Origin of the sequence: Embleya sp. NPDC005575 (genome assembly GCF_040605455.1) — a bacterium.
Taxonomy (GTDB): domain Bacteria; phylum Actinomycetota; class Actinomycetes; order Streptomycetales; family Streptomycetaceae; genus Embleya.
Window position 1 is genome coordinate 13,590 of sequence record NZ_JBEXCV010000064.1, and the last position, 20,500, is coordinate 34,089.

The window sequence follows — 20,500 nt, forward strand, 5'->3', positions numbered from 1 at the left end:
ATGAGCTACACCGCGCTTGCCGGTCGGATCGCCGTCGTCACCGGAGCCGCCAGCGGCATGGGTGCCGAGACCGCCCGGCTGCTCGCCGCCCACGGCGCGCACGTCGCGCTGCTCGCCCGCCGCGAGGATCGGCTCAAGGACCTGGCCGCCGAGATCACCGCCGCCGGCGGCACCGCCCTGGCCGTCGCGGTCGACGTCACCGACCAGGACTCGGTGGACGCCGGCGCGGCCCGGATCCGTGCCGAACTCGGCCGGGTCGATCTGGTCGTCAACTCGGCCGGAGTGATGCTGCCCAACCCGCTCGACGACGGCCGGATCGACGAGTGGACCCGGATGATCGACACCAACGTCACCGGCGCGCTGCGGATCATCCGCGCGTTCACCGCCGACCTGGTGGCCGCCGCGGCCGACGGACGGGCCGCGGACCTGGTCGACATCTCCTCGATCGGCGCCCACGTGACCTTCCCGAACTACGCGGTGTACGGCGCGACCAAGGCCGCGCTCACCCACCTGTCCGCGTCCCTGCGCAGCGAACTGGGCCCGCGCGACGTCCGGGTCACCAACATCGAGCCGGGCCTGACCGACACCGAACTCGGCTCGCACATCGACAACGCCGAGCTGGGTGAATCGGGCCAACTCGGTGCCATGTTCGACGCGATCGGCAGCCTCGCCGCCACCGACGTCGCCGACCTGGTGGCGTACGTGGCAACCCGCCCGCGCCACGTCAACCTGCGCCAGCTCGTGATCCTCCCGACCCGCCAGGCGTGAACCGCCGCAGCGCAGGCGCATCATCGGGTCAGGTCGACCCTGTGGTTCTCCCGGGACACCGCGAAGCCCTCCCGTTCGCACAGGTCGAGAATTTCGGCCGTGCGGCGGAAGGCCCGGAAGTAGGCGGTACGACCGGGCCGGAAGTAGTACGTACGCCCTGTCGCCGCGCGCAGGCCCACCATCGGGTTCCGCAGCATCCCGACGCTCGCGAAGACCAGCTCGATCTCCGCCGGTGAACTCACCGCCAACGGCGCGCCGTCGAACGCGGTCAGCGGCCAGGCCGGGCAGGCCCGAATGCCGATCAGACCGGTCTCGATCCGTAACCTGGCCAACGGCCATCGCACGTGCACGTAGCCGGTCATGTACTTCCCGGCCATCTCCGGCATCAGCGCCCCGCCTTTGAACTCCATCGCCCGATGATGCGACCCGTCGGTGCGGAAAGGAAGCCTCGACCCGCGATCGCCGCGGGGCGCCCGCAGCGGGTGATGTTGCGCCGGCCGGGGGGTGTTGACTATGACTTGTCAGGCCCGCCCGCCACCCCGTACGAGGAGCCTTCCGTGGCGTTGTTTCGTCGCCAGTCCCGCAGCCAGCAGAACGCCGCCTGGGGGCAGGACGTGCGCGGCGTCCTGATGAGCGCGCCGCCGGATCGGATCCGCCAGGACCTGCGGCTGATCATCAGCCGACCCGGCCCACATCTGGGTGCGCAGGGCATGGTGTGGCCGCTGGGCGATCGCGGGGAGATCGTTGCCGTGGCGTGCGTCAAGGGCCCCGACGGCGCCGCCGTCACGGTCGAGACGCCGATGGTGCAGCACTGGGGCATGGCGGTCGAGGACGTCTGGCTCCAGGCCGCGACGAACCTGCGGATGGAGGGCTACGGCGGCACGCCGATGGACATTTCCACCGGAAGCACGCTGCATTCGCTGCTCGGTCAGGGCTGGCCCGGATCCGCCCAGCTGTTCCGGCTCGGCGAGGCGATCGGAGACCCGCTGCGCGCGGGTGCGCTGGTCTCGCTGCCGGCGGACAACTGCCTGCTCGCGCTGCCGCTCACCTCGCAGCGCACCGTGGGCATGGCCGGCTTCGTGCTCAAGACCGCCCAGGGATTGACCCGGGATCAGCAGGCCCTGTCCACCGGGATGTTCTGGTGGCACGAGGGCATCCTGGAGGAACTCGAAGTCAACTGGCAGGGGCCGGAGCACGCCACACTGACCGGATCCGCGCGATTCGGGCAGGTGGTCCGCGCACTGCCGCCCCAGTGAGCGCTCACCCGTCCCGATGCCCGCCCCACCGCCACCGAGGTGCCGTCATGCCCGCTGTGTTCTCCGAACTCGTCGTCGACGCGAACGACGTCCCCGCCCTCGCCGAGTTCTGGCGTCGAGTGCTCGAATGGGAGGTCACCGTCCATGGCGAGGACATCGAGCTGACGGCGTCCGACGGGTCGCTGCCCACGATCCTGTTCCAGCCGGTCCCCGAGGGCAAGGCGGTCAAGAACCGGCTGCACATCGACGTCAGCCCGGCGATCGGCTCCGACCAGGAGAGCGAACTGGCCCGACTGCTCGCGCTCGGCGCCAAGCCCGCCGACATCGGCCAGGGCGAGGCCGGCTGGCACGTGCTCACCGACCCCGAAGGCAACGAGTTCTGCCTGCTGCGCACCCCCAAGTAGCCCTGCGCTCGCGAACCGCCGCCCGTCCCGTGCCACCGCGGGCGCGGGCGCGGGCGTGCGGCGCAGCAAGCTCACGTCTCGGTGAGCCGATACCGGTAGTGCTCGCGCTCCACCGTCCACGCCCGGCCACCTGTGTCCGGCGCGGGAGGGAAGCCGGTGCCCACCGGGACCGCCTCCAGGCGCAGCCGGTCGGCGTTCACCACCGGTGCGCCGGCCACGCCGTAGTACAGCTCGACCGCCGCGTCGCGGTCGCCGTAGACCAGGATGCGGTCCCGCATGAGCACCGCGAGTGCGGGTCGCTCCGGGTCGAACAGGCCCCACGTCATCCCGTCGCCCGGATGCCCCAGGAACAACACCGAGCGCGGTTCGGCCAACGCGAATCCGGTCAGCCGCACGTCCACCGGGCCCAGGACGGGACCTGCGTCCACCGCGCCGTGGTCGATCAGGTCGCGCAACACGTCCAGCGCGGCCGGCGGCAGATCCTCGCCGATCACCGCGAGGTCGCCGGTCAGCGCGTGGGTCCGGCCCGGGCCGGCGTGCGGGCCGCGCAGCTGGAGGAACCCGCAGCGCGCCACCGATACGCTCGTCAGCGTCCCGTCGATGGCCCGCTCCCACGCGACGGCCAGCTCCAGGCCCGGCCGCAGCCACATCGGGGCGACCAGCACGCCGTCCGGCGCGAGCTGTTCCACCCAGGCCGGCGGCAGGTCCGGCACCCCCACCGTGGCCTCGATCCGGTCGAACGGCGCCCGGTCCGCGACCCCGGCCCAGCCGTCCCCGGCCCGCACGTCCACATGCGTGCCGAGCCCGGCCAGGCGTCGTGCGGCCGTGCCGGCCAGCTCGGCGGACACCTCGATGCTGACCACTTCGCCCTCGGGGCCGGTCAGCCGGGCCAGCAGGGCCGCGTTGTACCCGCTCCCGGTACCGATCTCCAGCACCCGCATCCCGGGTCGGACGGCGAGCTGTTCGAGCATCAAGGCGACCATCGCCGGCTGGCTGACCGTGCTGTCCGGAAGCCCTCGCTCGTCGGTGGACAGCACCACGACCCGGTCCTCGTAGGCGCGGGCCAGCGGGGTGGCACCGGGCGTGAACAGCTCGCGTGGCACCTGCGACATCGCGTTCGCGACCGCCTCGGTACGTACGCTCCCGATCAGGCGCAGCCGCTGCACCAGCGCCATCCGCAGGCGGACCGCCGCGCGCTCGTCGTTCATGGCCCCCGTGTACCCGCCCGCGAGGGTGCCGGCACCCGGTACGGCGCTTCCGGTACACACGGCGCGCCCCCCGCGCGGGGCGGTGCGCCCCCACGGCGTGCTCACGGGTGGGCTGCGCGGGATCCGGTGCGGGCGGTGATCTCGTCCGCCGACAGGTAGGCGTCGGTCTTCTCCAGGTTGCCCATCCGGCCGTCCAGGTCGGACATGAAGCCGAGCCGGACCAGGTCGTCGCCCGCGAACGCGTGCTGGACCCAGTTGGACAACACCCGGGTGCGGGCCCGGATCGAGGGCACGGTCATCAGGTGGTAGCCGCGAGTGATCGCCTGCGCGGGCAGGCCGCGCAACTCGCGGCCGAGCGGCCGGGCCACCGCCTGGGTGCCGCCGAGGTCGACGACCAGGCCCAGGTCCTTGTGCCGGAACGGGCTCATGCGTTGACCGCGCAGCGACGCGACCACGTTGGCGGCGGCGATCTTGGCCTGCCGGTGCGCGTACTGCGCGGTGGGCGGGCAGGTCGCGCCGTTTCCCTTGGCCAGGTCGGGTACGGCCGCGGCGTCGCCGAGGGCGAACACGTCCGGGTGGCCGGGCACGGCCAGGTCGGCGGCGACCGCGAGCCGACCGCGCACCAGTTCGGCGCCCATCGTGCCCATCAGCGGGCTCGCGGTGACGCCCGCCGTCCACACCAGCGTCCGGCAGGGCAGCTTCTCGCCGGTGGTCAGCGTCACCGAGTCCTCGGTGATCTCCCGCACGCTGATCCCCAGCCGCACGTCCACACCGCGCTTGGCCAGCATTTGCAGGGTTGCCTTGCCCAGGTTCTCGCCGAGCTCGGGCATCAGGCGCGGGGCCACGTCCACGATCATCCAGCGCACCTGCGCCGGGTCCAGGCGTGGGAAGTGCCGGAGCGCGTTGGTGGTGAGCATCTCCAGGCACGCGGCGGTCTCCACGCCCGCGTAGCCGCCGCCGACGACGATGAACTGGCAGCGCGAGGCGCGCTCGGCCGGGTCGATGCTGGAGTTGGCGATCTCCAACTGGGCGATCACGTGGTCGCGCAGGTAGACCGCCTCGGCCAGGTTCTTCATGCCGTGCCCGTAGGTGGTCAGACCCGGGATGTCGAAGGTGCGGGTCACGCTGCCCGGTGCCAGTACGAGCTTGTCGTAGTGCTCGTTGGTGATGTCGCCGGAGATCTTGCGTACGACGCACACCTTGGCCGCGAGGTCGACGCCGATCGCGCCGCCGGGCAGGACGTGGGTGCGCTTGAACATCCGGTGCAGCGGCACGGCCGTGGTGCGCGAGGACAACACGCCGGCCGCGACCTGCGGCAGCAGCGGTCGGTAGACCATGTAGTCCATCGGACTCACGAGCACGATCTCGGCTTCGCGTGGTCCGAGGGTTCGTTCCAGTTTGCGCACCGTCTCGAACCCGGCGAATCCTGCTCCGACGACGACCACCCGCTGCACCATGGTTGCCCCTTCCGGGAAGGCCCGGGCAGGGAAACCCGCGACCATTTGGCACATTTTGTCCAAACATATGGGGATCGTCGGCAGGGCACGACCGGGGCGGGCCATCCGGGGCGGCGTGCCGGCGGCGGATCGGACGGCTCAGGCGGCTCAGCCGGCCGGGCGCCGGGATCGACCCAGCGCGAAGCCGGCCGCGACACACAGGACCGGGACGGTCAGGAAGCCGGCCACCAGGTTGAGGCCGCCGTAGCCGGCCAAGCCCAGGATCGATCCGGAAACCGCGCCGCCCGCCGCGCCGGCCAGGTTCATCAGCAGATCCGACACGCCCTGCACGCCCGGTCGTTCCCCCGCCGGCACCGATTCGGCGAGCAGCGCCGACCCGGCGACCAGACAACAGGACCAGCCGAAGCCGAGCAGGACCAGGCCGACCATGGTGCGCCCCGTGGAGTGGCCCGAGGTGCCGGCGACGAACACCGCGAGCAGCAGCACGAACTGGCCGCCCAGGATCACCGGGATCCGGCCGAATCGGTCGGCGGCCCAGCCGACCACCGGCGACAGGGCGTACATCCCGGCGACATGCAGGCTGATGGTCAGCCCGATCAGGGTCAACGCGGTGCCGTGGTCCTTCATGTGTACCGGTGTCATCGCCATCACCGACACCATGACCACGTGTCCGAACGCCATCGTGGCCAGCCCGAGCATCGCCCGCGGTGCCCGGCGGACCACCGCGAGCGCACTGCGCAGGTTGCCGCGGGGCGGCTGTCGGTCGCCGAGGTCGGTGCGGGCGATCAGCAGCGGATCCGGGCGCAGCGCGGCCCACAGGATGCCGCCGGCGCCGGCGAAGGACACGACCGAGAACAGGAACGGCCCGGACAACTCGGGCAGGCCGAGTGCGCGGGCGACCACGGCACCCGGCTCGTTCAGGTTGGGGCCCAGGACCGCGCCGACGGTGGTCGACCACACCACGATCGACAGCGCCTTGGCCCGGCCCGCGTCGTCGGCGAGGTCGGTCGCGGCGTACCGGGACTGAAGGTTGGCGGCGGTGCCGGCGCCGAGGACGAGCAGCGCGGCGATCAACAGCGGGAACCACTCCAGTACGGCCGCCAGGATCACCCCGCCGGCCGCGGCCGTCGCGAGCCCCCAGCCGACGGTCAGCGCGACCCGCCGTCCGTGCCGCGACGCGGCCCGCGACATCGGGATGGCGAACACCGCCGCGCCCAGGGTGATCGCGGTGGTCGCCAGCCCCGACCAGCTCTTGGATCCGGACAGGTCCTCGGCGAGCAGCCCGCCGACGGTCAGTGCCGCACCCATCCCCACGCCGCCGACCACCTGCGCGGTGATCAGGGTGCGCACGGTCCGCCGCTGAAGCGCCGATCGGTCGACCCGCTCGGGATCGGCCGACTCGGATATGGCCGGATCCAAGTCGGTCATGCCGGGTTCACCACCAGGTCTGGAAGGGATACGCGAACCCACAGCGTGACGGACGGACCAGGGTGATCCCAAGGGGGGCCATGGTGACCCGGTCGTCGGTGGCGCAAATCGTTGGGGACGGCAAGATCATTTCACTGGAGCGGGCGGGTGGTCGACTGGGATGATGCGGGCATTCCGATGAGACGATCGACGATCGTGGGAGAGCGCACATGTTCATTTCCGAGGTGGGCGGAGTCGAGGCGCCGGATACGGCGACCGCGCGAGCCGCGTACGGGGTCTGTGCGGAGTACGCGGAGATCGGGCTGCGGAACCACTCGGTGCGGTCGTACTTCTGGGCCGCCTCGGTGGGGGCTTCCCGGGGGATCGGGTTCGATGCCGAACTGCTCTACGTCGCGGCGTTGTTGCACGACCTGTCGCTGACCGCTCCGTTCGACAGCCACACGCTCGCGTTCGAGGAGGCGGGTGGGCACCTGGCCCGGGTCTTCGCGGCGGGGGCGGGCTGGGCGCAGGCGCGCCGGGATCGACTGGCCGAGATCATCGTGCTGCACATGCGCGACGCCGTACCGGCGGAGGCGGATCCGGAGAGTCATCTGCTCCAGATCGCGGTGGGGGCCGATGTGTCCGGGCGCGGACTGGATTCCTTCGAGCCGGACTTCGCCGCGGCGCTGCTCACGGCGGTGCCGCGGGCCGGGTTCGCGCCCGCGTTCCTGCGGGCCGCGCGCGATCAGGCGGAGCGCAAGCCGGCGAGTGCGGCGGCCGAGTTGATGCGGGGCGGGTGGGCCGAGCGGATCTGCGGGAATCCGTTGGACCGTTGACCTGGGGCTCGCGGAGGCGGCGCCGCCGGGTGTGCTCGGTCGTGGCGCGGGTATGTACAGGCGCCGCGGACCGGAGGGATCGGCTGACCCATGACGATGCTTGACGAAGACCACGCCTGGGCGCTGCTGCGTGCCCTGGACGACCCGGAGCATCTGGCGGCTCCGCCGGGCTACGACGCGGTCGCCACGCGCGAGCGTTTCGACCGGCTGGTCGAGCGACTGGACGCGGACTTCGGATGTCGCTGTCCGGTCGAGGACGCGGCCCGGGCGGCGAGTCGACACGGGGTGATCGTGGTGCCGGCGGCTGCGCTGTCGGGGACCGGGCGGATCACCCTGGTGGTCAGCAACTTCGGCGGCCTGGTCGTCACGAGCGTCGACGCGCCCGACGATCATCCCGTCGGCGCGGCGCCCGCGTACGTGTCGCCGGCGGACCTGGAGCGGGTCGAGGCCGCGCTCGACGACCTCGGCTATCGGGTCGTGCCGGAGGATTTGTTGCGGACGACGTACGACGGGGTGAGCCGGCTCGCGGACCACTACACGGTCGAGGACGGGCCGACGTGGTGGATCAGGTTCTTCGACTACCCGTGATCCGGGCGCCCCGATGCGGGGCCGTGTCGGCGTCTGCGGTTCTCGTGGGTGTTCCGGCGCCTGCCCTGGTCGGGACCTCCGGCCGGGCCCCGATCCACAACGGGTCGCCGGGCAGTGCGCGGTAGGTCTCGGCGAGGGTGGTCAGGAGCGGGTGGTCGGTCGGTGGCTCGTGCTCGCCGATGGCGCCGATCGGGCGTACGCCGATTTGCCGGTACATCCCGGGCAACACCCGCAGCGGCGGCAGTGCCCACGACCCGGCCGGTCGGGTGGTGTGCGGCGCGACCGTCTCGGGCTAGAGTCTTTGTCCCATGAGACCCCGGGTGCCGATCGGCGACAGTTTGCGGGCTGCGTTAGGCCCACCGAAGAAGGCGAAACTCCTGGACAGCAGCCCGCGTTCGCGGGTGTGGCAGGTCGAGTTCGGCGGTGAACGGGCGATCGTCAAACAGATCACCGACGCGGGCGACAACCGGTACGGCGCGCCGGAGCGGTTCGCCCGTGAGGTCGCCGGCCTACGGCTGGCCGCCCGAGGCCCGGTCGGCCCCCGCGTCCTCGGCGTCGATCCCGACGGGTGCGTCATGGTGCTCGAGTACCTCGACGACCTGGGGCGAACGGACGACTGGCTGCCCGGCTACGCCGAGGCGCTGGCTCGGCTGCACGCGCTCACCGGCCCGGGCGATGCCGCGGAGCTGCCCGCGTGGCGACCGCCGAGCGACGCCGACGCCGAGTCGTTCCTGGCTCTGGCCACGACCCTCGGTGAACCGATCCCGCCGGGTGTACCCGATGAATTGGCCGCGCTGCTCACCCGTTTGGATCCGGCCGGTCGATATGCCCTGCTGCACGGTGACCCGTGTCCGGGCAACGACCTGCGGACCGTCGACGGGGTGCGCTTCGTCGACTTCGAGCAGGCCGCGCTCGGTGACGGTCTGGTCGAACTCGCCTATCTCCGAGTCGGCTTCCCGACCTGCTGGTGTGCGATGTCGGTGACGGGAGCGCCGTTGGCCGAGGTCGAGGCGGTGTACGCGTCGACGTGGCGGACGTTGACCGGGCAGGCTTCGGATCCGCAGGCGGGCGTCGCCGACGCGTGCGCGGGCTGGCTGATTCGAGGCGACGCACTGGTGGAACGGGCGCATCGGGATCTGGCCGATCAACTGGCGCGCGTACCGGTCGCGGACTTCACGTGGGGTCCGGTCTCGGCACGCGAGCGACTCGTGCACCGGCTCGGCGTGGTGGCCGAGACGGCATCCGAACCTCTGCATGAACTGGGCTTGTTGGCGAGGCAGTTGCGCGGTCGGCTGCTCACCGCGTGGCCGGGTCTGCGGCCGTTGCCGGGGGCCGGGACGCGGCCGTGGTGATGGTGATCGGCGGCGGGCCGGGCCGAGCCGACCGGCAGGGGCATCCGGCCGGCCGGCGGCGCGCGCCCGGCGGGGCCTGATGGGCGAGATCGACGAACTCGTGATCAAGACCTGCCCGATCCTGATCGGTACCGGAATCCCCGATGTCGTCCGGTGAGTTCGAGGTCACCGCGTTCACTCGTACAGGCGGCACGGTGCTCGCCGGCGTGACGTCCGTCGCGACCTACAGCAGGACGTGACGGCGCGACGGTCGCGCTCTGCCGCCACGCGAGGCCGTTGGCGGCGGGGCCGTCGGGTCGGGGGTCAGTCGAGGGCGAGTTCGAAGTCCCATACCCGGTGTTCGATGCGCAGGCCGGCGAGGGGCAGGGCCCGGCGCACGGCGCCCTCGGTGTCGCCGTCGAATTCGAACACCGCGAGTTCGCGCACGTCCGGATACTTTTGGCGGATCGACTCCACCAGTTCGGCGATCAGGGCTCCGAGGATGTCGGCCCCGACGCCGGGGGCGGTGATCGCCTCACCCGCGTTGAGGTACGCCCGGTCGTCTTCGACGGCGATGGTGAGCTCGGCGCCCTCGCCGATCAGGCCCACCCGGGGCGGGGGCAGCGTGCGTACCCGCACTGCGGGCAGGCCGCCCGGCGGCCACCAGCCGCTCGGGTCGACCGTCCAGATCCGGGCGATCTCGCCGGTGACCCGGGCCGCGAGCACACGGGCCGCCTCGCCCTCCGGCCCGGTGTCGGTACCGCTCCAATGCAGCACCCGCGCACCGACGGCGCGGGCCTGCTCGGCCGCGCGCCGGTACATCCGCACGAACGCGTCCCGTTCCTCGGTGGTCGCCGCGGCATGGGAGCCGCGGACCAGCCGGCGCGCGAGTCGATCGGCCCGCTCGCCCTGCGCGGTGACGGCGGCCTCGCCGTTGCCGTGGATGCTCAGCTGGCCGAGCGGCCGGCCGGCGCGACGCGCGGTGACGGTCCCGATCCGATCGCCGGACGCGTCCGCATCGGAACCGATGTCGGCATCGGTATCGGCCGATGCGGTGGTCGAGGGGGTCCGCGACGGCGGCGTCGGGGCGGGAAGGACCATCGAGGCGTACACCTCCGTGGCAGGCCGCTCCTCGGCTGCGGGGTCACTGACCCATTCGAGGGAAATGTCGGGCTCCATGGACCCATCGTCCCCCGGCCGGGGTGGGTGCACAGATCGGATACCGCTGTTCGGCCGGGCCGGCCCCAGGCCCGTGTTCGGGTCCGGCGCGGTCGGGTGGTTGTGCCGTCGGCGAGTGCCGCGTGCCGCGTGCCGCGTGGCGCGCGCGGGTGTGGTGGTGCCGGGGCGGAGCGTGCAAAGGGCCCGACCGGTCGGGCCCTTCGGGGCGGACGGGCCCGGGCTACGGGTGAAGCGCGGCCACGATCGCGTCTGCGAGGCGCTCGGCGGCGCCGTCGGCGTAGGCGAGAAACAGGGAGGGCTCGGTCAGCTCCAGTTCCAACAGGGTGGGCGTGCCGTCGGCACCCGGGATGAGGTCGACGCGCGCGTACAGCAGTGGGCCGACCGGGATCTCGGTCAGCACTCGGGCCGCGACCGCGAGTTCCGCGGCGGAGGGTTCGCGTGCCTCGATCTGCTCGCTCCGGTACAGGTCGCCGACCATTTCGGCGGTGCCGTCGAGCATGGAGCCCTTGCGGACGGCGTGGCTGAAGACGCCGTCGAAGTAGACGAGTGCGGTCTCGCCGACGGTGTCGACGGCCTCCAGACACGGCTGGACCATCACCGTCCGGCCGCCCGCGAGCAGGCTGGTGGCGTGCCCGGCGGCGAGCGCGCGCTGTTCGGGTGAGGCCAGGTCGTAGCGCTCGGTGTCACGGGACCCGGCGCTGATCGCGGGTTTGACCACATGCAGGCCGGATGTGGGCAGCGTGACGGTCGAGTCGGGCTCCAGCCACATCGTCTCCACGACCGGCAGGCCTGCCCTGGTCAGGTCGCGCAGGTAGGTCTTGTCGGTGTTCCAGGCCACGATCGACGCCGGATTGGCCAGGCGCGGCACGCTCGCGGCCCACTCGATGAACTCCTTGCGGCGCGCCGGGTAGTCCCATACCGAACGCAGGACCACCAGGTCGTAGCCGGCCCAGTCCACGGCCGGGTCGTTCCACACGGCGGCCTCGGCGCGGATGCCGTGAGCGGCCAGCGGTTCGAAGAGCAGGCGCTCGTCCGGGTCGAGGTCCGGCAGCTCGGCGCAGGTGGTGAGGGCGACGCGAGGTTCGATCATGCGGTCAGATTATCCGGATACGCGGATGGAAGATCCTACAAGTCCGACCGTGTCTCGTATGAGCGACCGGCGAGATGGTCGGTGCACGATCTGCCGATGGCCGATGGCGGACCTCGCGGGGAAGGCGGGCGCCGGGCGCGGCACGGCGGCGGGGCCGACGCGGTGGCCGGTGGCCGCGCTCGCAGCGGTGACCGGTCGCCGGTGGTCGGGTCCGGGGTAGTGGCTGGTGGTCGGGTCCGCAGCGGTGACCGGTGGTCGGGTCCGCTGCCGGGAGTTTCGCCGCCTCCTCGGTGGTGAGAACCATGACAGGGAACGAAGCTTGGGGGCACCGTGGTCGGCACGTCGGACACCGCGCCCTTCGGGCCGGCCGAGATAGTCGTCGTACGCCACGGCGAAAGCATGGCCAACGCGGCCTTTGCCGCCGCCGAAGCGCGCATCGGCTCCTCGCCGGCCGACGGGGCACCCGAAGAGCGCGACGAGGTGGGCGAGTTCGACCTCGCGATGGCCGGTCGGGACGCCGACATCGCGCTCACCGCGCGGGGCGAGGACCAGGCCGGTGCGGTCGGGCGACGGCTCGCGGTCAAGGGCGAGACGCCCGACGTGGTCCTGGTCTCGCCGTACCGCCGGGCCCGTTCGACGATGCGCATCATCGCCCGCGAAGCCGCCCGGGTGGGCCTGCTGTTGCCCCGGCCGCGTCGCGACGAACGGCTGCGGGACCGCGAGATGGGCGTCCTGGAACTGCGGACGGCCGCCGCGATCGAGCAGCTCTACCCGGAGGAGGCCGAGCGTCGGCGCCGGGTCGGCGACCTGTACTACCGCCCACCCGGCGGCGAATCCCTCGCCGATGTCGCGCTGCGGTTGCGCACGCTGCTCACCGACCTGCGGCACGAGGCGCCGGGCGCGCACGTGCTGATCGTCGGGCACGACGCGACCGTGCTGATGCTGCGCTACATCCTGGAGGGCCTCACCGAGACGGACGTCGACCGCCTGGTCCGTACCGATCCGGTGGGCAACGCCTCGATCTCCCGCTGGCGCGTTCGCGACGGGCGGCTGCGTGCGATCCGCTACAACGACACGCGGCATCTGCGCGGCATCGACGCGCGGTGAGCGGGCGGAGGTCGGCCCGGCTGGGTCGCGGTGTTCGCGGCAGCCGGCGGTCGGGCACGGGGGAGTGTGCCCGACCGCCGGCGCCTTGATACCCACGGGATGCGGCTGCGCCGTCGCGCAGTGGGGGTGTCAGGTCCCCTCCCGTCCCGTTCGGTGCCCTCTGGTTTCCCCTCTGCGGGGCCGGAAAACCGCCTCCGATCGAAGAGGTCGAACCCGGCCGGACCAGGCTGCCAACCGATCGCGGACACGACCATTCGAAGGCGATAGCGCCATTACCGAACAGAAATATGACGCTGTGTCAGTAACTGGAAGAGGAACCCTCGCGCCCCATTTCATCCCTGATCAGCCGCTTGATCGCCGATCCGGCACTCCGCGCGAAATCCACCGGATCAACCCTGGCCACCCGCCCGGCAACCATCCGGTCGCCGGGTCGGCGGTGGGCGCGTCACCGGCCGCCCCGGTCCGGCGCCGCGGTCAGTCCTGCGACAACCGCTCCAGTGCACCGATCAGATCCGGATACCGTCGGGTGCGGGCGCCGCCGTCGACGCCATAGACGCTGCCGGAGACGAAGGACGCCTCGTCGGAGGCCAGGAACAGGACCACGGCGGCCACCTCCTCGGGTTCCGCGAACCGGCCCAGCGGGGCGTTCTCGACGTATTCCTCGACCACGCCCGGGACATGCCACATGCCGGCGGTGGCCTGCGTGCGGATCAGACCCGGAGCCACAGCGTTGACCCGGATGCCCGACGGCCCCAGTTCCAGGGCCGCCACCTCGGTCAGGGCCACCACGCCGGCCTTGGCCGCGCAGTACGCGCCCATCCCGCGGCCGGGCTGGACCGCGTTGAGCGAGGCCAGGTTGACGATCGAGCCGGCTCGGCCGTCCTGGGCGCGCATGACCCGGCCCGCGTGCTTGACGGTCAGGAACGCGCCGTTGAGGCACAGGTCGACGACGCGGCGCCAGGCGACGTAGTCGTGGTCGGCCAGTTCGGCCGCCGTACCGCCGCCCGCGTTGGCCACCGCGATGTCCAGGCCGCCGAACTCGTCCACGGCCGCCGCTACCAGTCTCGCCACATCGTCCTCGACGGTCACGTCGCACAACCGGGTGACGCACCGCTCCGGGCCCAACTCCGCTGCCAGCGTGGCCAACCCGGCCGCATCGATGTCGCCCGCGACCAGGTACGCACCCTCGGCCGCGAGACGGCGCGCGACGGCCCGCCCGATGCCCGCCGCCGCGCCGGTCACCAGCGCGACCCGGCCCGCGACGCGTCCCGCGCCGGCATCGCCCTCGATCCGCGTGCTCACGCCGTGGTCCCCTTCGTATTCTCGTAGTCCTTCACTGCACCGCCGACGGCCTGCGCGGTCCGGTCGCGCCAGGTCTCGGACAGGCCCACCTGCCAGTCCTGGGACGCGAGCGGGCCGTGTGAGGCACCGGTGAAGTACGGGATCACCTCGCGTGCGATCAGTTCGTAGGAGCGCTTCGTCGCCTCCGCGTCCGCGAAGTCGGCGCCCATGAACAGGTAGGTGCCGAAACCGCCGGATTTCTGCCACAGCCGCTCGATCTGACGGATCGCCATCTCGGGCGTGCCGCAGATGAACGAACCGGTCGCGTTGCCGTGGTCGATCCGCTCGGCCAGTGGAGTGGCGGTGTCCAGCGGGATCGGCAGCACCTTGGCCTGGTAGTTCTGGATGCCCTCCAGGCCGTACGCCACTTCGCGGCGCGCCTGCTCCTCGGTCTCGGCGATGTGCATCATGCCCATCAGCCGCCACTTGGACCGGTCCATGGTCCGTCCGTACCGACCGGCGACCTCGTTCGCGATGCCCCAATGCGTGCCGAGGGCGTCGAAGCCGCCCTCCTGACTCGCGGCGATCGAGAGCATGCCCGCACCGAACCGTCCGGCCGTACGCGGACCGGCCGGCGAGAACGTCGCGGCGACCGCGAGTTCCGGTGACGGGTGGGTGTACGGCCGCAACTGCAATCGGGCATCGCGCAGCGTGAACCAATCGCTCTCCCGGGTTACCGGTTCGCGACCGGCGAGCAGCGCGACGATCGCCTCCAGCGACTCCTCCATCATTGCCCGCTGACGAGCGGTGTCGATGCCCAACATATGTGCGTCGGAGGCGAGTTGGCCGGGACCGACGCCGAGCATGACCCGGCCGCGGGTGAGGTGGTCGAGCAGGACCAACCGATCCGCGACGTGCAGCGGGTGGTGGTACGGCAGCGAGACGACGCCCGTGCCGAAGCGGATGTGCCGGGTGCGGGCCGCGGCGCTCGCGATGAACAACTCGGGCGAGGCGACGATCTCCCAGCCGCCGGAGTGGTGCTCGCCGATCCAGGCCTCGGCGTAGCCGAGCCGGTCCAGGTGCTCGACCAGGGCCAGGTCCTGTTCCAGCATCAGGGTCGGGTTGCGCCCCGCTTGATGGAAGGGGGCCAGGAACACCCCGAACTCGAGCGGACTGCGCTCGCCCATAGCGACCTGCCGGGCGATCTGCTGCGGTTCCGTGTGTGCCACCGCGACTCCTTGAATAACCCCGAAACTGATGAGCCGTCACCGTTCCATGTCGCGATGCGCGAATCAATAGTTGCATTATGCGAAAAGGAGTCGGGGCTCTCCCGCCCCGCCGCCGGCGTACCCGGGCACTCCCGCCGGCGTGTCTCGTGCCCTCTCCAGGCGCGCTACCGTGCGGGGGAGCCCGAAATGCGTTGGCCCGGTCGGCGTGGAGCGGGTAGGAAGGGTTGTCACCCTCGGAACGAGCCGTGGAAGACCACCCTCGGATTTCCCGACCGCAGGACGAAGGACGCGCGCACGCCATGGGCTACATCGATGTCAATACCGTTGGCTTCACCCTCCCCGACGGGCGCGTCCTGCTGGACGAGGTGTCCTTCCGGGTCGGTGACGGCACCACCGTGGCGCTGATCGGTGCGAACGGCGCCGGCAAGACCACGCTGCTGCGGATCATCACGGGTGAGCTGAAACCCGATACCGGTGCGGTCGCCCGGACCGGCGGGCTGGGCATCATGCCGCAGTTCGTCGGCCGGATCCGGGACGCGTCCACCGTGCGCGACCTGCTCGTCTCGCTCGCCCCGCCGCGGATCCGGGACGCGATGCGCGCGGTCGACGAGGCCGAGCTGGCGCTGATGGAGAACGACGACGAGAAGCGCCAGATGCGCTACGCCACGGCGCTGGCCGAATTCGGCGACGCCGGCGGCTACGACATCGAGCCGGCCTGGGACCAGTGTTGCCAGGCGGCGCTGGGCACCACCTACGACGGTGCCAAGTGGCGCGAGGTGCGCACGCTGTCCGGTGGCGAGCAGAAGCGGCTCGCGCTGGAGGCGCTGCTGCGCGGCCCGGACGAGGTGCTGATCCTCGACGAGCCGGACAACTATCTCGACGTCCCGGGCAAGCGCTGGCTCGAACAGTCCCTACGCGAGACCCAGAAGTCGGTGCTGTTGGTCTCGCACGACCGTGAACTGCTCGCCCAGGCAGCCGATCGGATCGTCACGATCGAACTCGGCGCGGCGGGCAACACCGTCTGGATCCACGGCGGCTCGTTCGGCACCTACCACGAGGCCCGGCGGGCCCGGTTCGAGCGCTTCGAGGAGTTGGGCCGGCGCTGGGACGAGGAGCACGCCAAGCTCAAGGCGCTGGTCCTGATGTACAAGAACAAGGCGGCGTACAACGACGGTCTGGCCTCCCGCTTGCAGGCCGCCCGGACCCGACTGCGCAAGTTCGAGGAGGCCGGCCCGCCGCAGAACATCCCGCGCGAGCAGGACGTCAAGATGCGGCTGCGCGGCTCCCGCACCGGCAAACGTGCGGTGATCGCCGAGAGGCTGGAACTGACCGGCCTGATGCAGCCGTTCGACGCCGAGATCTGGTACGGCGACCGGGTCGCGGTGCTCGGCTCGAACGGCTCGGGCAAGTCGCACTTCCTGCGCCTGCTCGCGGCCGGCGGCACCGATCCCGAGATCGAGCACGAACCGGTCGGCGACACGGTGATCGCTCCGGTGGCGCACACCGGCCGGGCCCGGCTCGGGGCGCGGGTGCGACCCGGGTGGTTCGCGCAGACGCACGATCATCCCGAGTTCGTGGGCAAGACCCTGGTCGACATCCTCGGCCGGGGCGACGAACACCGCAGCGGGCTGGGCCGCGAGGGCGCCGCGAAGGTGCTCGACCGGTACGAACTCGCCTACGGCGCCGAGCAGCCCTTCGACACCCTCTCGGGCGGCCAACAGGCCCGATTCCAGGTGCTGTTGCTCGAACTTTCCGGCGCCAACCTGCTGCTGCTCGACGAGCCGACGGACAACCTCGACCTGGTCTCGGCCGAAGCGCTTCAGGACGCCCTGGAGGCCTTCGACGGCACCGTGCTGGCGGTGACTCACGACCGGTGGTTCGCATCCTCCTTCGATCGCTTCATGGTCTTCGGCCAGGACGGCCGGGTCCGCGAGACGGACGGCCCGGTATGGGACGAGGGGCGCGTCGAACGCGCCCGCGGCTGAGCAAAGCAACAGGGTGGGCGCGGGAGTTCCACGCCCACCCTGGTCCGGTGCCCGGGTCGGTCCTCGCTGTCCGTATCGTCGGGGTTCGGGACGAAATCGGTTGCCGAGTCCTCCTTGTAGGTGAGCACAGGCGCCCGGCCGGTAGCCAGGCCGGCTCATTCCCGCTTGGCGGTGGCGGAGGCCGTAACGGAATGACGTCGATGGGCGCTCTGCCCTACGGTTCGGCGGATGCATCCCCACTTCGACGCGGCGAACGAATCGTACGAGCCGACCGGATCGACCGACCCGAACGACGTGATCATCCGGTGCAACGACAATCCGGCCATCCGGATCCGCCTCCGCGACGCGGTCAGCCCGGACGACGAGATCGCCGCGCGCTACCCGGCATCGCGACTCGTGCACTACACCGTCGAAATCCAGGCGCCCGGGATGGCCGCGCATCTCGATCGTGTGGTCGGCTGGACCGGCGAGGCGAGGGAGATAGCCGGCTTCCTGACCGACCTCGCCCGGGACTTCGGCGGCTGGGACGGCGAACGCCGCTGGCAGACCGACGACCGCGATCTCACCGTCACGGCGGTCTTTCGGTCCGGCGGGCGAGTCGAGCTGACCTGGGAGCTGCGACCGAGGCGAATGGGCGGCTGCGGCTGGGCGGCCTCGGTGACCCTGGTGGTGGAGACGGGCGAGCAGTTGGCCACGCTCGCGGCGGAGGTCCGGCACTTTCTGGCCCGCGCGGGTGGGTGAGCGGGACCTCACGTCAACGCTGTGCCGGTGACGTCGACATCGCCCCGGAGCATGGTTGACCCAGGGCACCTTCCTCGACGGCCTGGCGGATCCGACCAGGCACGAAGGCGGTACGACCGACCGACTCGCGGCGTTCACGAAGGCGTGGACGTATAGGTTGCTCGGTTGCTCCCGATTCACCCGTGCTCGGCGAAGGCCGCGGCAAGGGCGTCGCGGTCGGCGCCCGAGGCGATGAGCAGGCGCAGCAACACCCGCGCCTTGTACGGGTCGAGCAGGCCGGCGTTGAGCAGGCCGCGGCGTTGCAGGTCGGTTTCCGAGCCGACCGCGCCGTAGGTGTGTCGCAGCACGGACCCGGCACCGGTGCGCGAGGTCAGCACGACGGGGATACGCGAGGCCAGTTCGCCGAGAACCGGCGCGAGTGCGGCGGGCACGTGACCGACTCCGAATCCGGCTACCACCAGGCCCCGTTGATCGGTCGGGAAGTCGGCGAGCAGCGCGCCGTCGTCGTCGAGGGTGACCGAGTACAGCGCCACCCGGGCCGAGGTGAGCGCGGCCGGCTCCGGGATCGGCAGCGGCTTGTGCGCCGGCGGTGTGGCCAGGATCCGTACCCGGCCCTCGACGACGACCCCCAGCGGCCCGGTGTCGGGCGAGCGGAACGTGGCGGTACTCGTACTGTGCGTCTTGCGCACCCTGCGCGCGGCGTGGATCTCGTCCCCGAACACCACCAACGCGCCCAGCCCACGCGCCGATTCGGCCGCCGCGACCCGGGCGGCGGCGAGCAGGTTCGCGGGGCCGTCGGGCCCGGCCAACGTCGGGTTGCGCATCGCGCCGGTGAGCACGAACGGCTCCGGGTGCGGCCAGACCAGGTCGACGAGGTAGGCGGTCTCCTCCAGCGTGTCGGTGCCCTGGGACACCACGACGCCGATCGCCCCCGCGGCGACCGCGCGCGACGCGGTGGCGACCACGTCGAGGACCTGGGCGAAAGTCAGATTCCCGCTGGGTACGGCCTGTACGTCCTGCACGTCGAGCGCGACACCCAGATCCGCGAGGCCGGGTACGGCGGCGGTCAACTGCGCGCCGTTCAGGCGGGCGACCACCGTCCCGGCATCGGTGCCGACCGCGCCGGCCATCGCGATCGTGCCCCCGAGTGTGAACAACGCGACGCTCATCGGCAGAGCCTCCTCATCGGTTCCTTGTCGATTTCTTCGGCGATGCCGCCAAGGTAGCCGCCCCCGATGTCGGCCGTGGCCCGTGGCCGTCCCGATCGACACTCGGGCGGTGCCTGCGGTGCCTGCCGTGCCGTGGACGCCGTGGGCAATGTTCCGAGTACCGGGCCCGGACGTGCGGCGACCCCGAGGGACAAAGGTCCACTCGGGGTCGCCGGGGGATTTCCGTGTTGCTCTGTTGCCGTGTACCGCTCGGCGGTGTCGCGTGCCGTTCGGCCGGTGGGTGACATCGTCCGGTCGGTCCGGACCGCGGGTCGGGGGTCACCGTCGCCGTCACCGGGTGAGCAGTTGCAGGTTCCGACGCATGCGTACCGACTCGATGGCGGCGGCGCTCTGTACCACCTCGTGGGCCGCCCGCTCGGCGCGACGGGCCTTCGCGGCGGCGCGCCGGGTGCGCAGGGTCGCCATGACCAGACGGTCCCGGTCGGCGACGGCGAGAAGCTCCTGCTGACGGCTCTTGTAAAGCTCGTACTCGATCACTGTGTCCACCTTCTGTTACTTCGACCCGGTCTCCCCGGCTCGTGGTAACAGCTTCGCGTCCCAGTGGGGGGTCGGGCATGAGGCGGATGCCGCATCTATGCCGGCCCCCGAACCCGGCCCGATACCTAAGCCGCGCCGAGGAACCCTAAGGTGAGGTAAGGCGGGGTAAGGCGGCCTGAGGTACTCCCTAAGGCGCCCGAGTCGGCCCGGTTTCGCGGCGTCGACCGGCGGTGCGGGTGCGGCCTGTCGCGGCGGGGCGGACGGGCGAGCGTATGCAGATGTATACCGCCGGTCGACGCGGGGGACAACCGCCATGTCCGGGAGGATGGCGGGATGGCGTCAACCGTGCTCGCATCGCTGACCGTGCCCTGGATCCCCACCACGCACCGGATGGAGGTGCTGCGCTGTGCCGACCTGCCCGAGGGCTACACCGTCACCACCGCCTTCGTTCTCGCGCTGGACGGCCTCGGGCGCACCCTGCTGACCCGGGTGGACCGGCCGGGACGCGGCTGGGAGGTGCCGGGCGGACACCTGGACCCCGGGGAGACGCCGGCCCGGGCGGCGGCGCGTGAGCTCGCGGAGGAGGCGGGGCTGCGGGTGGCCGCCGAGCGGCTCACTCTCTTCGGCGGCCAGCGGATCACCCTCCTGGCCACGCCGCCGGCCGACTACCGCTATCCGACTCGGGCGTTCCAGGCCTTCTACACGGTGCGGCTGCCGGATCCGGGCGCGCCGACCCGGCCCGACCCCGCGTCCGAGTGTGACGCGGCCGAGTGGGTCGAGCCGGCCGAGGTGGCCGCGCGCTGCGCCGGCGCGGCCTGGCTGGCGCTGCACGCCACGCTGCTCGGCTGAGGTCCCGGGCCGGCGTCGCCGTACGGGCCGAGCGGCCGATCCCGTGCCACCTCACCCCCCTGCCTCGCACCGCCGCGA

Annotated in this window: 20 protein-coding genes; 10 read left to right on the plus strand and 10 right to left on the minus strand. The window is 71.8% G+C overall.

The features are described 5' to 3' along the window. Positions 1 to 768: an SDR family oxidoreductase gene (locus tag ABZS54_RS21960; protein ID WP_355538479.1), complete on the plus strand. Its 768-nt coding sequence runs from the start codon at positions 1 to 3 to the stop codon at positions 766 to 768. 20 nt (positions 769 to 788) lie between these two features. Here ABZS54_RS21960 and ABZS54_RS21965 read toward each other — a convergent pair whose 3' ends face one another. Further along, positions 789 to 1,178 carry a hypothetical protein gene (locus tag ABZS54_RS21965; RefSeq protein WP_355538482.1) on the minus strand — a complete coding sequence of 130 codons (390 nt, stop codon included), beginning with the start codon at positions 1,176 to 1,178 and terminating at the stop codon, positions 789 to 791. A gap of 147 nt (positions 1,179 to 1,325) precedes the next feature. Here ABZS54_RS21965 and ABZS54_RS21970 point away from each other — a divergent pair, with 147 nt between their 5' ends. Further along, the gene (locus ABZS54_RS21970; protein ID WP_355538485.1) at positions 1,326 to 2,024 is read left to right on the plus strand and encodes a hypothetical protein; all 699 of its coding nucleotides are present in this window, start codon (positions 1,326 to 1,328) and stop codon (positions 2,022 to 2,024) included. A 47-nt stretch (positions 2,025 to 2,071) separates the two neighbouring features. Further along, positions 2,072 to 2,428 carry a VOC family protein gene (locus ABZS54_RS21975; RefSeq protein ID WP_355538487.1) on the plus strand — a complete coding sequence of 119 codons (357 nt, stop codon included), beginning with the start codon at positions 2,072 to 2,074 and terminating at the stop codon, positions 2,426 to 2,428. A gap of 71 nt (positions 2,429 to 2,499) precedes the next feature. Here the strand turns inward: ABZS54_RS21975 and ABZS54_RS21980 are convergent, their stop codons facing one another. The 3 genes from ABZS54_RS21980 to ABZS54_RS21990 all read right to left on the minus strand — a co-directional run bounded on the left by ABZS54_RS21980 (position 2,500) and on the right by ABZS54_RS21990 (position 6,521). Continuing rightward, the gene (locus ABZS54_RS21980; protein ID WP_355538490.1) at positions 2,500 to 3,636 is read right to left on the minus strand and encodes a methyltransferase domain-containing protein; all 1,137 of its coding nucleotides are present in this window, start codon (positions 3,634 to 3,636) and stop codon (positions 2,500 to 2,502) included. A 101-nt stretch (positions 3,637 to 3,737) separates the two neighbouring features. Beyond that, entirely contained in the window at positions 3,738 to 5,093 is a 1,356-nt protein-coding gene (locus tag ABZS54_RS21985) for an NAD(P)/FAD-dependent oxidoreductase (RefSeq protein WP_355538493.1), read from the minus strand. A 147-nt stretch (positions 5,094 to 5,240) separates the two neighbouring features. After that, positions 5,241 to 6,521, minus strand: coding sequence for an MFS transporter (locus tag ABZS54_RS21990; RefSeq protein ID WP_355538496.1), 1,281 nt, complete (start codon positions 6,519 to 6,521; stop codon positions 5,241 to 5,243). A 209-nt stretch (positions 6,522 to 6,730) separates the two neighbouring features. Between ABZS54_RS21990 and ABZS54_RS21995 the strand changes: the two genes are divergently transcribed. From ABZS54_RS21995 to ABZS54_RS22005, 3 genes are all read left to right on the plus strand, one after another. Beyond that, complete coding sequence (locus ABZS54_RS21995; protein ID WP_355538499.1) at positions 6,731 to 7,336, plus strand: HD domain-containing protein; 606 nt, start codon at positions 6,731 to 6,733, stop codon at positions 7,334 to 7,336. 90 nt (positions 7,337 to 7,426) lie between these two features. After that, complete coding sequence (locus ABZS54_RS22000) at positions 7,427 to 7,924, plus strand: hypothetical protein (RefSeq protein WP_355538502.1); 498 nt, start codon at positions 7,427 to 7,429, stop codon at positions 7,922 to 7,924. Between the two features lie 308 nt (positions 7,925 to 8,232). Then, on the plus strand, positions 8,233 to 9,276 hold the full coding sequence (locus ABZS54_RS22005; RefSeq protein ID WP_355538505.1) for a phosphotransferase: 1,044 nt from the start codon (positions 8,233 to 8,235) through the stop codon (positions 9,274 to 9,276). 303 nt (positions 9,277 to 9,579) lie between these two features. Here ABZS54_RS22005 and ABZS54_RS22010 read toward each other — a convergent pair whose 3' ends face one another. Further along, a complete protein-coding gene (locus tag ABZS54_RS22010; RefSeq protein ID WP_355538508.1) occupies positions 9,580 to 10,434 on the minus strand; it encodes a hypothetical protein in 855 nt (284 codons plus the stop codon). Positions 10,435 to 10,654: 220 nt separating this feature from the next. Next, positions 10,655 to 11,524: a hypothetical protein gene (locus tag ABZS54_RS22015; RefSeq protein ID WP_355538511.1), complete on the minus strand. Its 870-nt coding sequence runs from the start codon at positions 11,522 to 11,524 to the stop codon at positions 10,655 to 10,657. A gap of 330 nt (positions 11,525 to 11,854) precedes the next feature. Between ABZS54_RS22015 and ABZS54_RS22020 the strand changes: the two genes are divergently transcribed. Continuing rightward, positions 11,855 to 12,631, plus strand: coding sequence for a histidine phosphatase family protein (locus ABZS54_RS22020; RefSeq protein WP_355538514.1), 777 nt, complete (start codon positions 11,855 to 11,857; stop codon positions 12,629 to 12,631). 474 nt (positions 12,632 to 13,105) lie between these two features. On the opposite strand, the gene ABZS54_RS22025 is transcribed toward ABZS54_RS22020, so the two are convergent. Next, positions 13,106 to 13,933: an SDR family NAD(P)-dependent oxidoreductase gene (locus tag ABZS54_RS22025; RefSeq protein WP_355538517.1), complete on the minus strand. Its 828-nt coding sequence runs from the start codon at positions 13,931 to 13,933 to the stop codon at positions 13,106 to 13,108. Next, complete coding sequence (locus tag ABZS54_RS22030) at positions 13,930 to 15,141, minus strand: LLM class flavin-dependent oxidoreductase (RefSeq protein WP_355538520.1); 1,212 nt, start codon at positions 15,139 to 15,141, stop codon at positions 13,930 to 13,932. The genes ABZS54_RS22025 and ABZS54_RS22030 overlap by 4 nt, the downstream gene beginning before the upstream one ends. Positions 15,142 to 15,440: 299 nt before the next feature. Between ABZS54_RS22030 and ABZS54_RS22035 the strand changes: the two genes are divergently transcribed. Both ABZS54_RS22035 and ABZS54_RS22040 read left to right on the plus strand, forming a co-directional pair. Beyond that, positions 15,441 to 17,126 (plus strand): ATP-binding cassette domain-containing protein, encoded by a 1,686-nt coding sequence (locus ABZS54_RS22035; protein WP_355538523.1) that lies wholly within the window; start codon positions 15,441 to 15,443, stop codon positions 17,124 to 17,126. Between the two features lie 228 nt (positions 17,127 to 17,354). Next, complete coding sequence (locus tag ABZS54_RS22040) at positions 17,355 to 17,867, plus strand: DUF6228 family protein (RefSeq protein ID WP_355538526.1); 513 nt, start codon at positions 17,355 to 17,357, stop codon at positions 17,865 to 17,867. A gap of 176 nt (positions 17,868 to 18,043) precedes the next feature. Here ABZS54_RS22040 and ABZS54_RS22045 read toward each other — a convergent pair whose 3' ends face one another. Together ABZS54_RS22045 and ABZS54_RS22050 are read right to left on the minus strand one after the other, a co-directional pair. Then, positions 18,044 to 19,036 carry an asparaginase gene (locus ABZS54_RS22045; RefSeq protein ID WP_355538529.1) on the minus strand — a complete coding sequence of 331 codons (993 nt, stop codon included), beginning with the start codon at positions 19,034 to 19,036 and terminating at the stop codon, positions 18,044 to 18,046. Between the two features lie 330 nt (positions 19,037 to 19,366). After that, on the minus strand, positions 19,367 to 19,573 hold the full coding sequence (locus ABZS54_RS22050; RefSeq protein ID WP_355538532.1) for a hypothetical protein: 207 nt from the start codon (positions 19,571 to 19,573) through the stop codon (positions 19,367 to 19,369). Positions 19,574 to 19,906: 333 nt separating this feature from the next. Between ABZS54_RS22050 and ABZS54_RS22055 the strand changes: the two genes are divergently transcribed. Then, complete coding sequence (locus tag ABZS54_RS22055; RefSeq protein ID WP_355538535.1) at positions 19,907 to 20,422, plus strand: NUDIX hydrolase; 516 nt, start codon at positions 19,907 to 19,909, stop codon at positions 20,420 to 20,422. Positions 20,423 to 20,500 lie beyond the last annotated feature (78 nt).

What these genes read in the sequence shown, in the direction of transcription:
- ABZS54_RS21960 (WP_355538479.1), top strand. Translation starts at nt 1, where the DNA reads ATGAGCTACACCGCGCTTGCCGGTCGGATCGCCGTCGTCACCGGAGCC.
- ABZS54_RS21965 (WP_355538482.1), bottom strand. Translation starts at nt 1,178, where the DNA reads ATGGAGTTCAAAGGCGGGGCGCTGATGCCGGAGATGGCCGGGAAGTAC.
- ABZS54_RS21975 (WP_355538487.1), top strand. Translation starts at nt 2,072, where the DNA reads ATGCCCGCTGTGTTCTCCGAACTCGTCGTCGACGCGAACGACGTCCCC.
- ABZS54_RS21980 (WP_355538490.1), bottom strand. Translation starts at nt 3,636, where the DNA reads ATGAACGACGAGCGCGCGGCGGTCCGCCTGCGGATGGCGCTGGTGCAG.
- ABZS54_RS21985 (WP_355538493.1), bottom strand. Translation starts at nt 5,093, where the DNA reads ATGGTGCAGCGGGTGGTCGTCGTCGGAGCAGGATTCGCCGGGTTCGAG.
- ABZS54_RS21990 (WP_355538496.1), bottom strand. Translation starts at nt 6,521, where the DNA reads ATGACCGACTTGGATCCGGCCATATCCGAGTCGGCCGATCCCGAGCGG.
- ABZS54_RS21995 (WP_355538499.1), top strand. Translation starts at nt 6,731, where the DNA reads ATGTTCATTTCCGAGGTGGGCGGAGTCGAGGCGCCGGATACGGCGACC.
- ABZS54_RS22000 (WP_355538502.1), top strand. Translation starts at nt 7,427, where the DNA reads ATGACGATGCTTGACGAAGACCACGCCTGGGCGCTGCTGCGTGCCCTG.
- ABZS54_RS22005 (WP_355538505.1), top strand. Translation starts at nt 8,233, where the DNA reads ATGAGACCCCGGGTGCCGATCGGCGACAGTTTGCGGGCTGCGTTAGGC.
- ABZS54_RS22010 (WP_355538508.1), bottom strand. Translation starts at nt 10,434, where the DNA reads ATGGAGCCCGACATTTCCCTCGAATGGGTCAGTGACCCCGCAGCCGAG.
- ABZS54_RS22015 (WP_355538511.1), bottom strand. Translation starts at nt 11,524, where the DNA reads ATGATCGAACCTCGCGTCGCCCTCACCACCTGCGCCGAGCTGCCGGAC.
- ABZS54_RS22035 (WP_355538523.1), top strand. Translation starts at nt 15,441, where the DNA reads ATGGGCTACATCGATGTCAATACCGTTGGCTTCACCCTCCCCGACGGG.
- ABZS54_RS22040 (WP_355538526.1), top strand. Translation starts at nt 17,355, where the DNA reads ATGCATCCCCACTTCGACGCGGCGAACGAATCGTACGAGCCGACCGGA.
- ABZS54_RS22045 (WP_355538529.1), bottom strand. Translation starts at nt 19,036, where the DNA reads ATGAGCGTCGCGTTGTTCACACTCGGGGGCACGATCGCGATGGCCGGC.
- ABZS54_RS22055 (WP_355538535.1), top strand. Translation starts at nt 19,907, where the DNA reads ATGGCGTCAACCGTGCTCGCATCGCTGACCGTGCCCTGGATCCCCACC.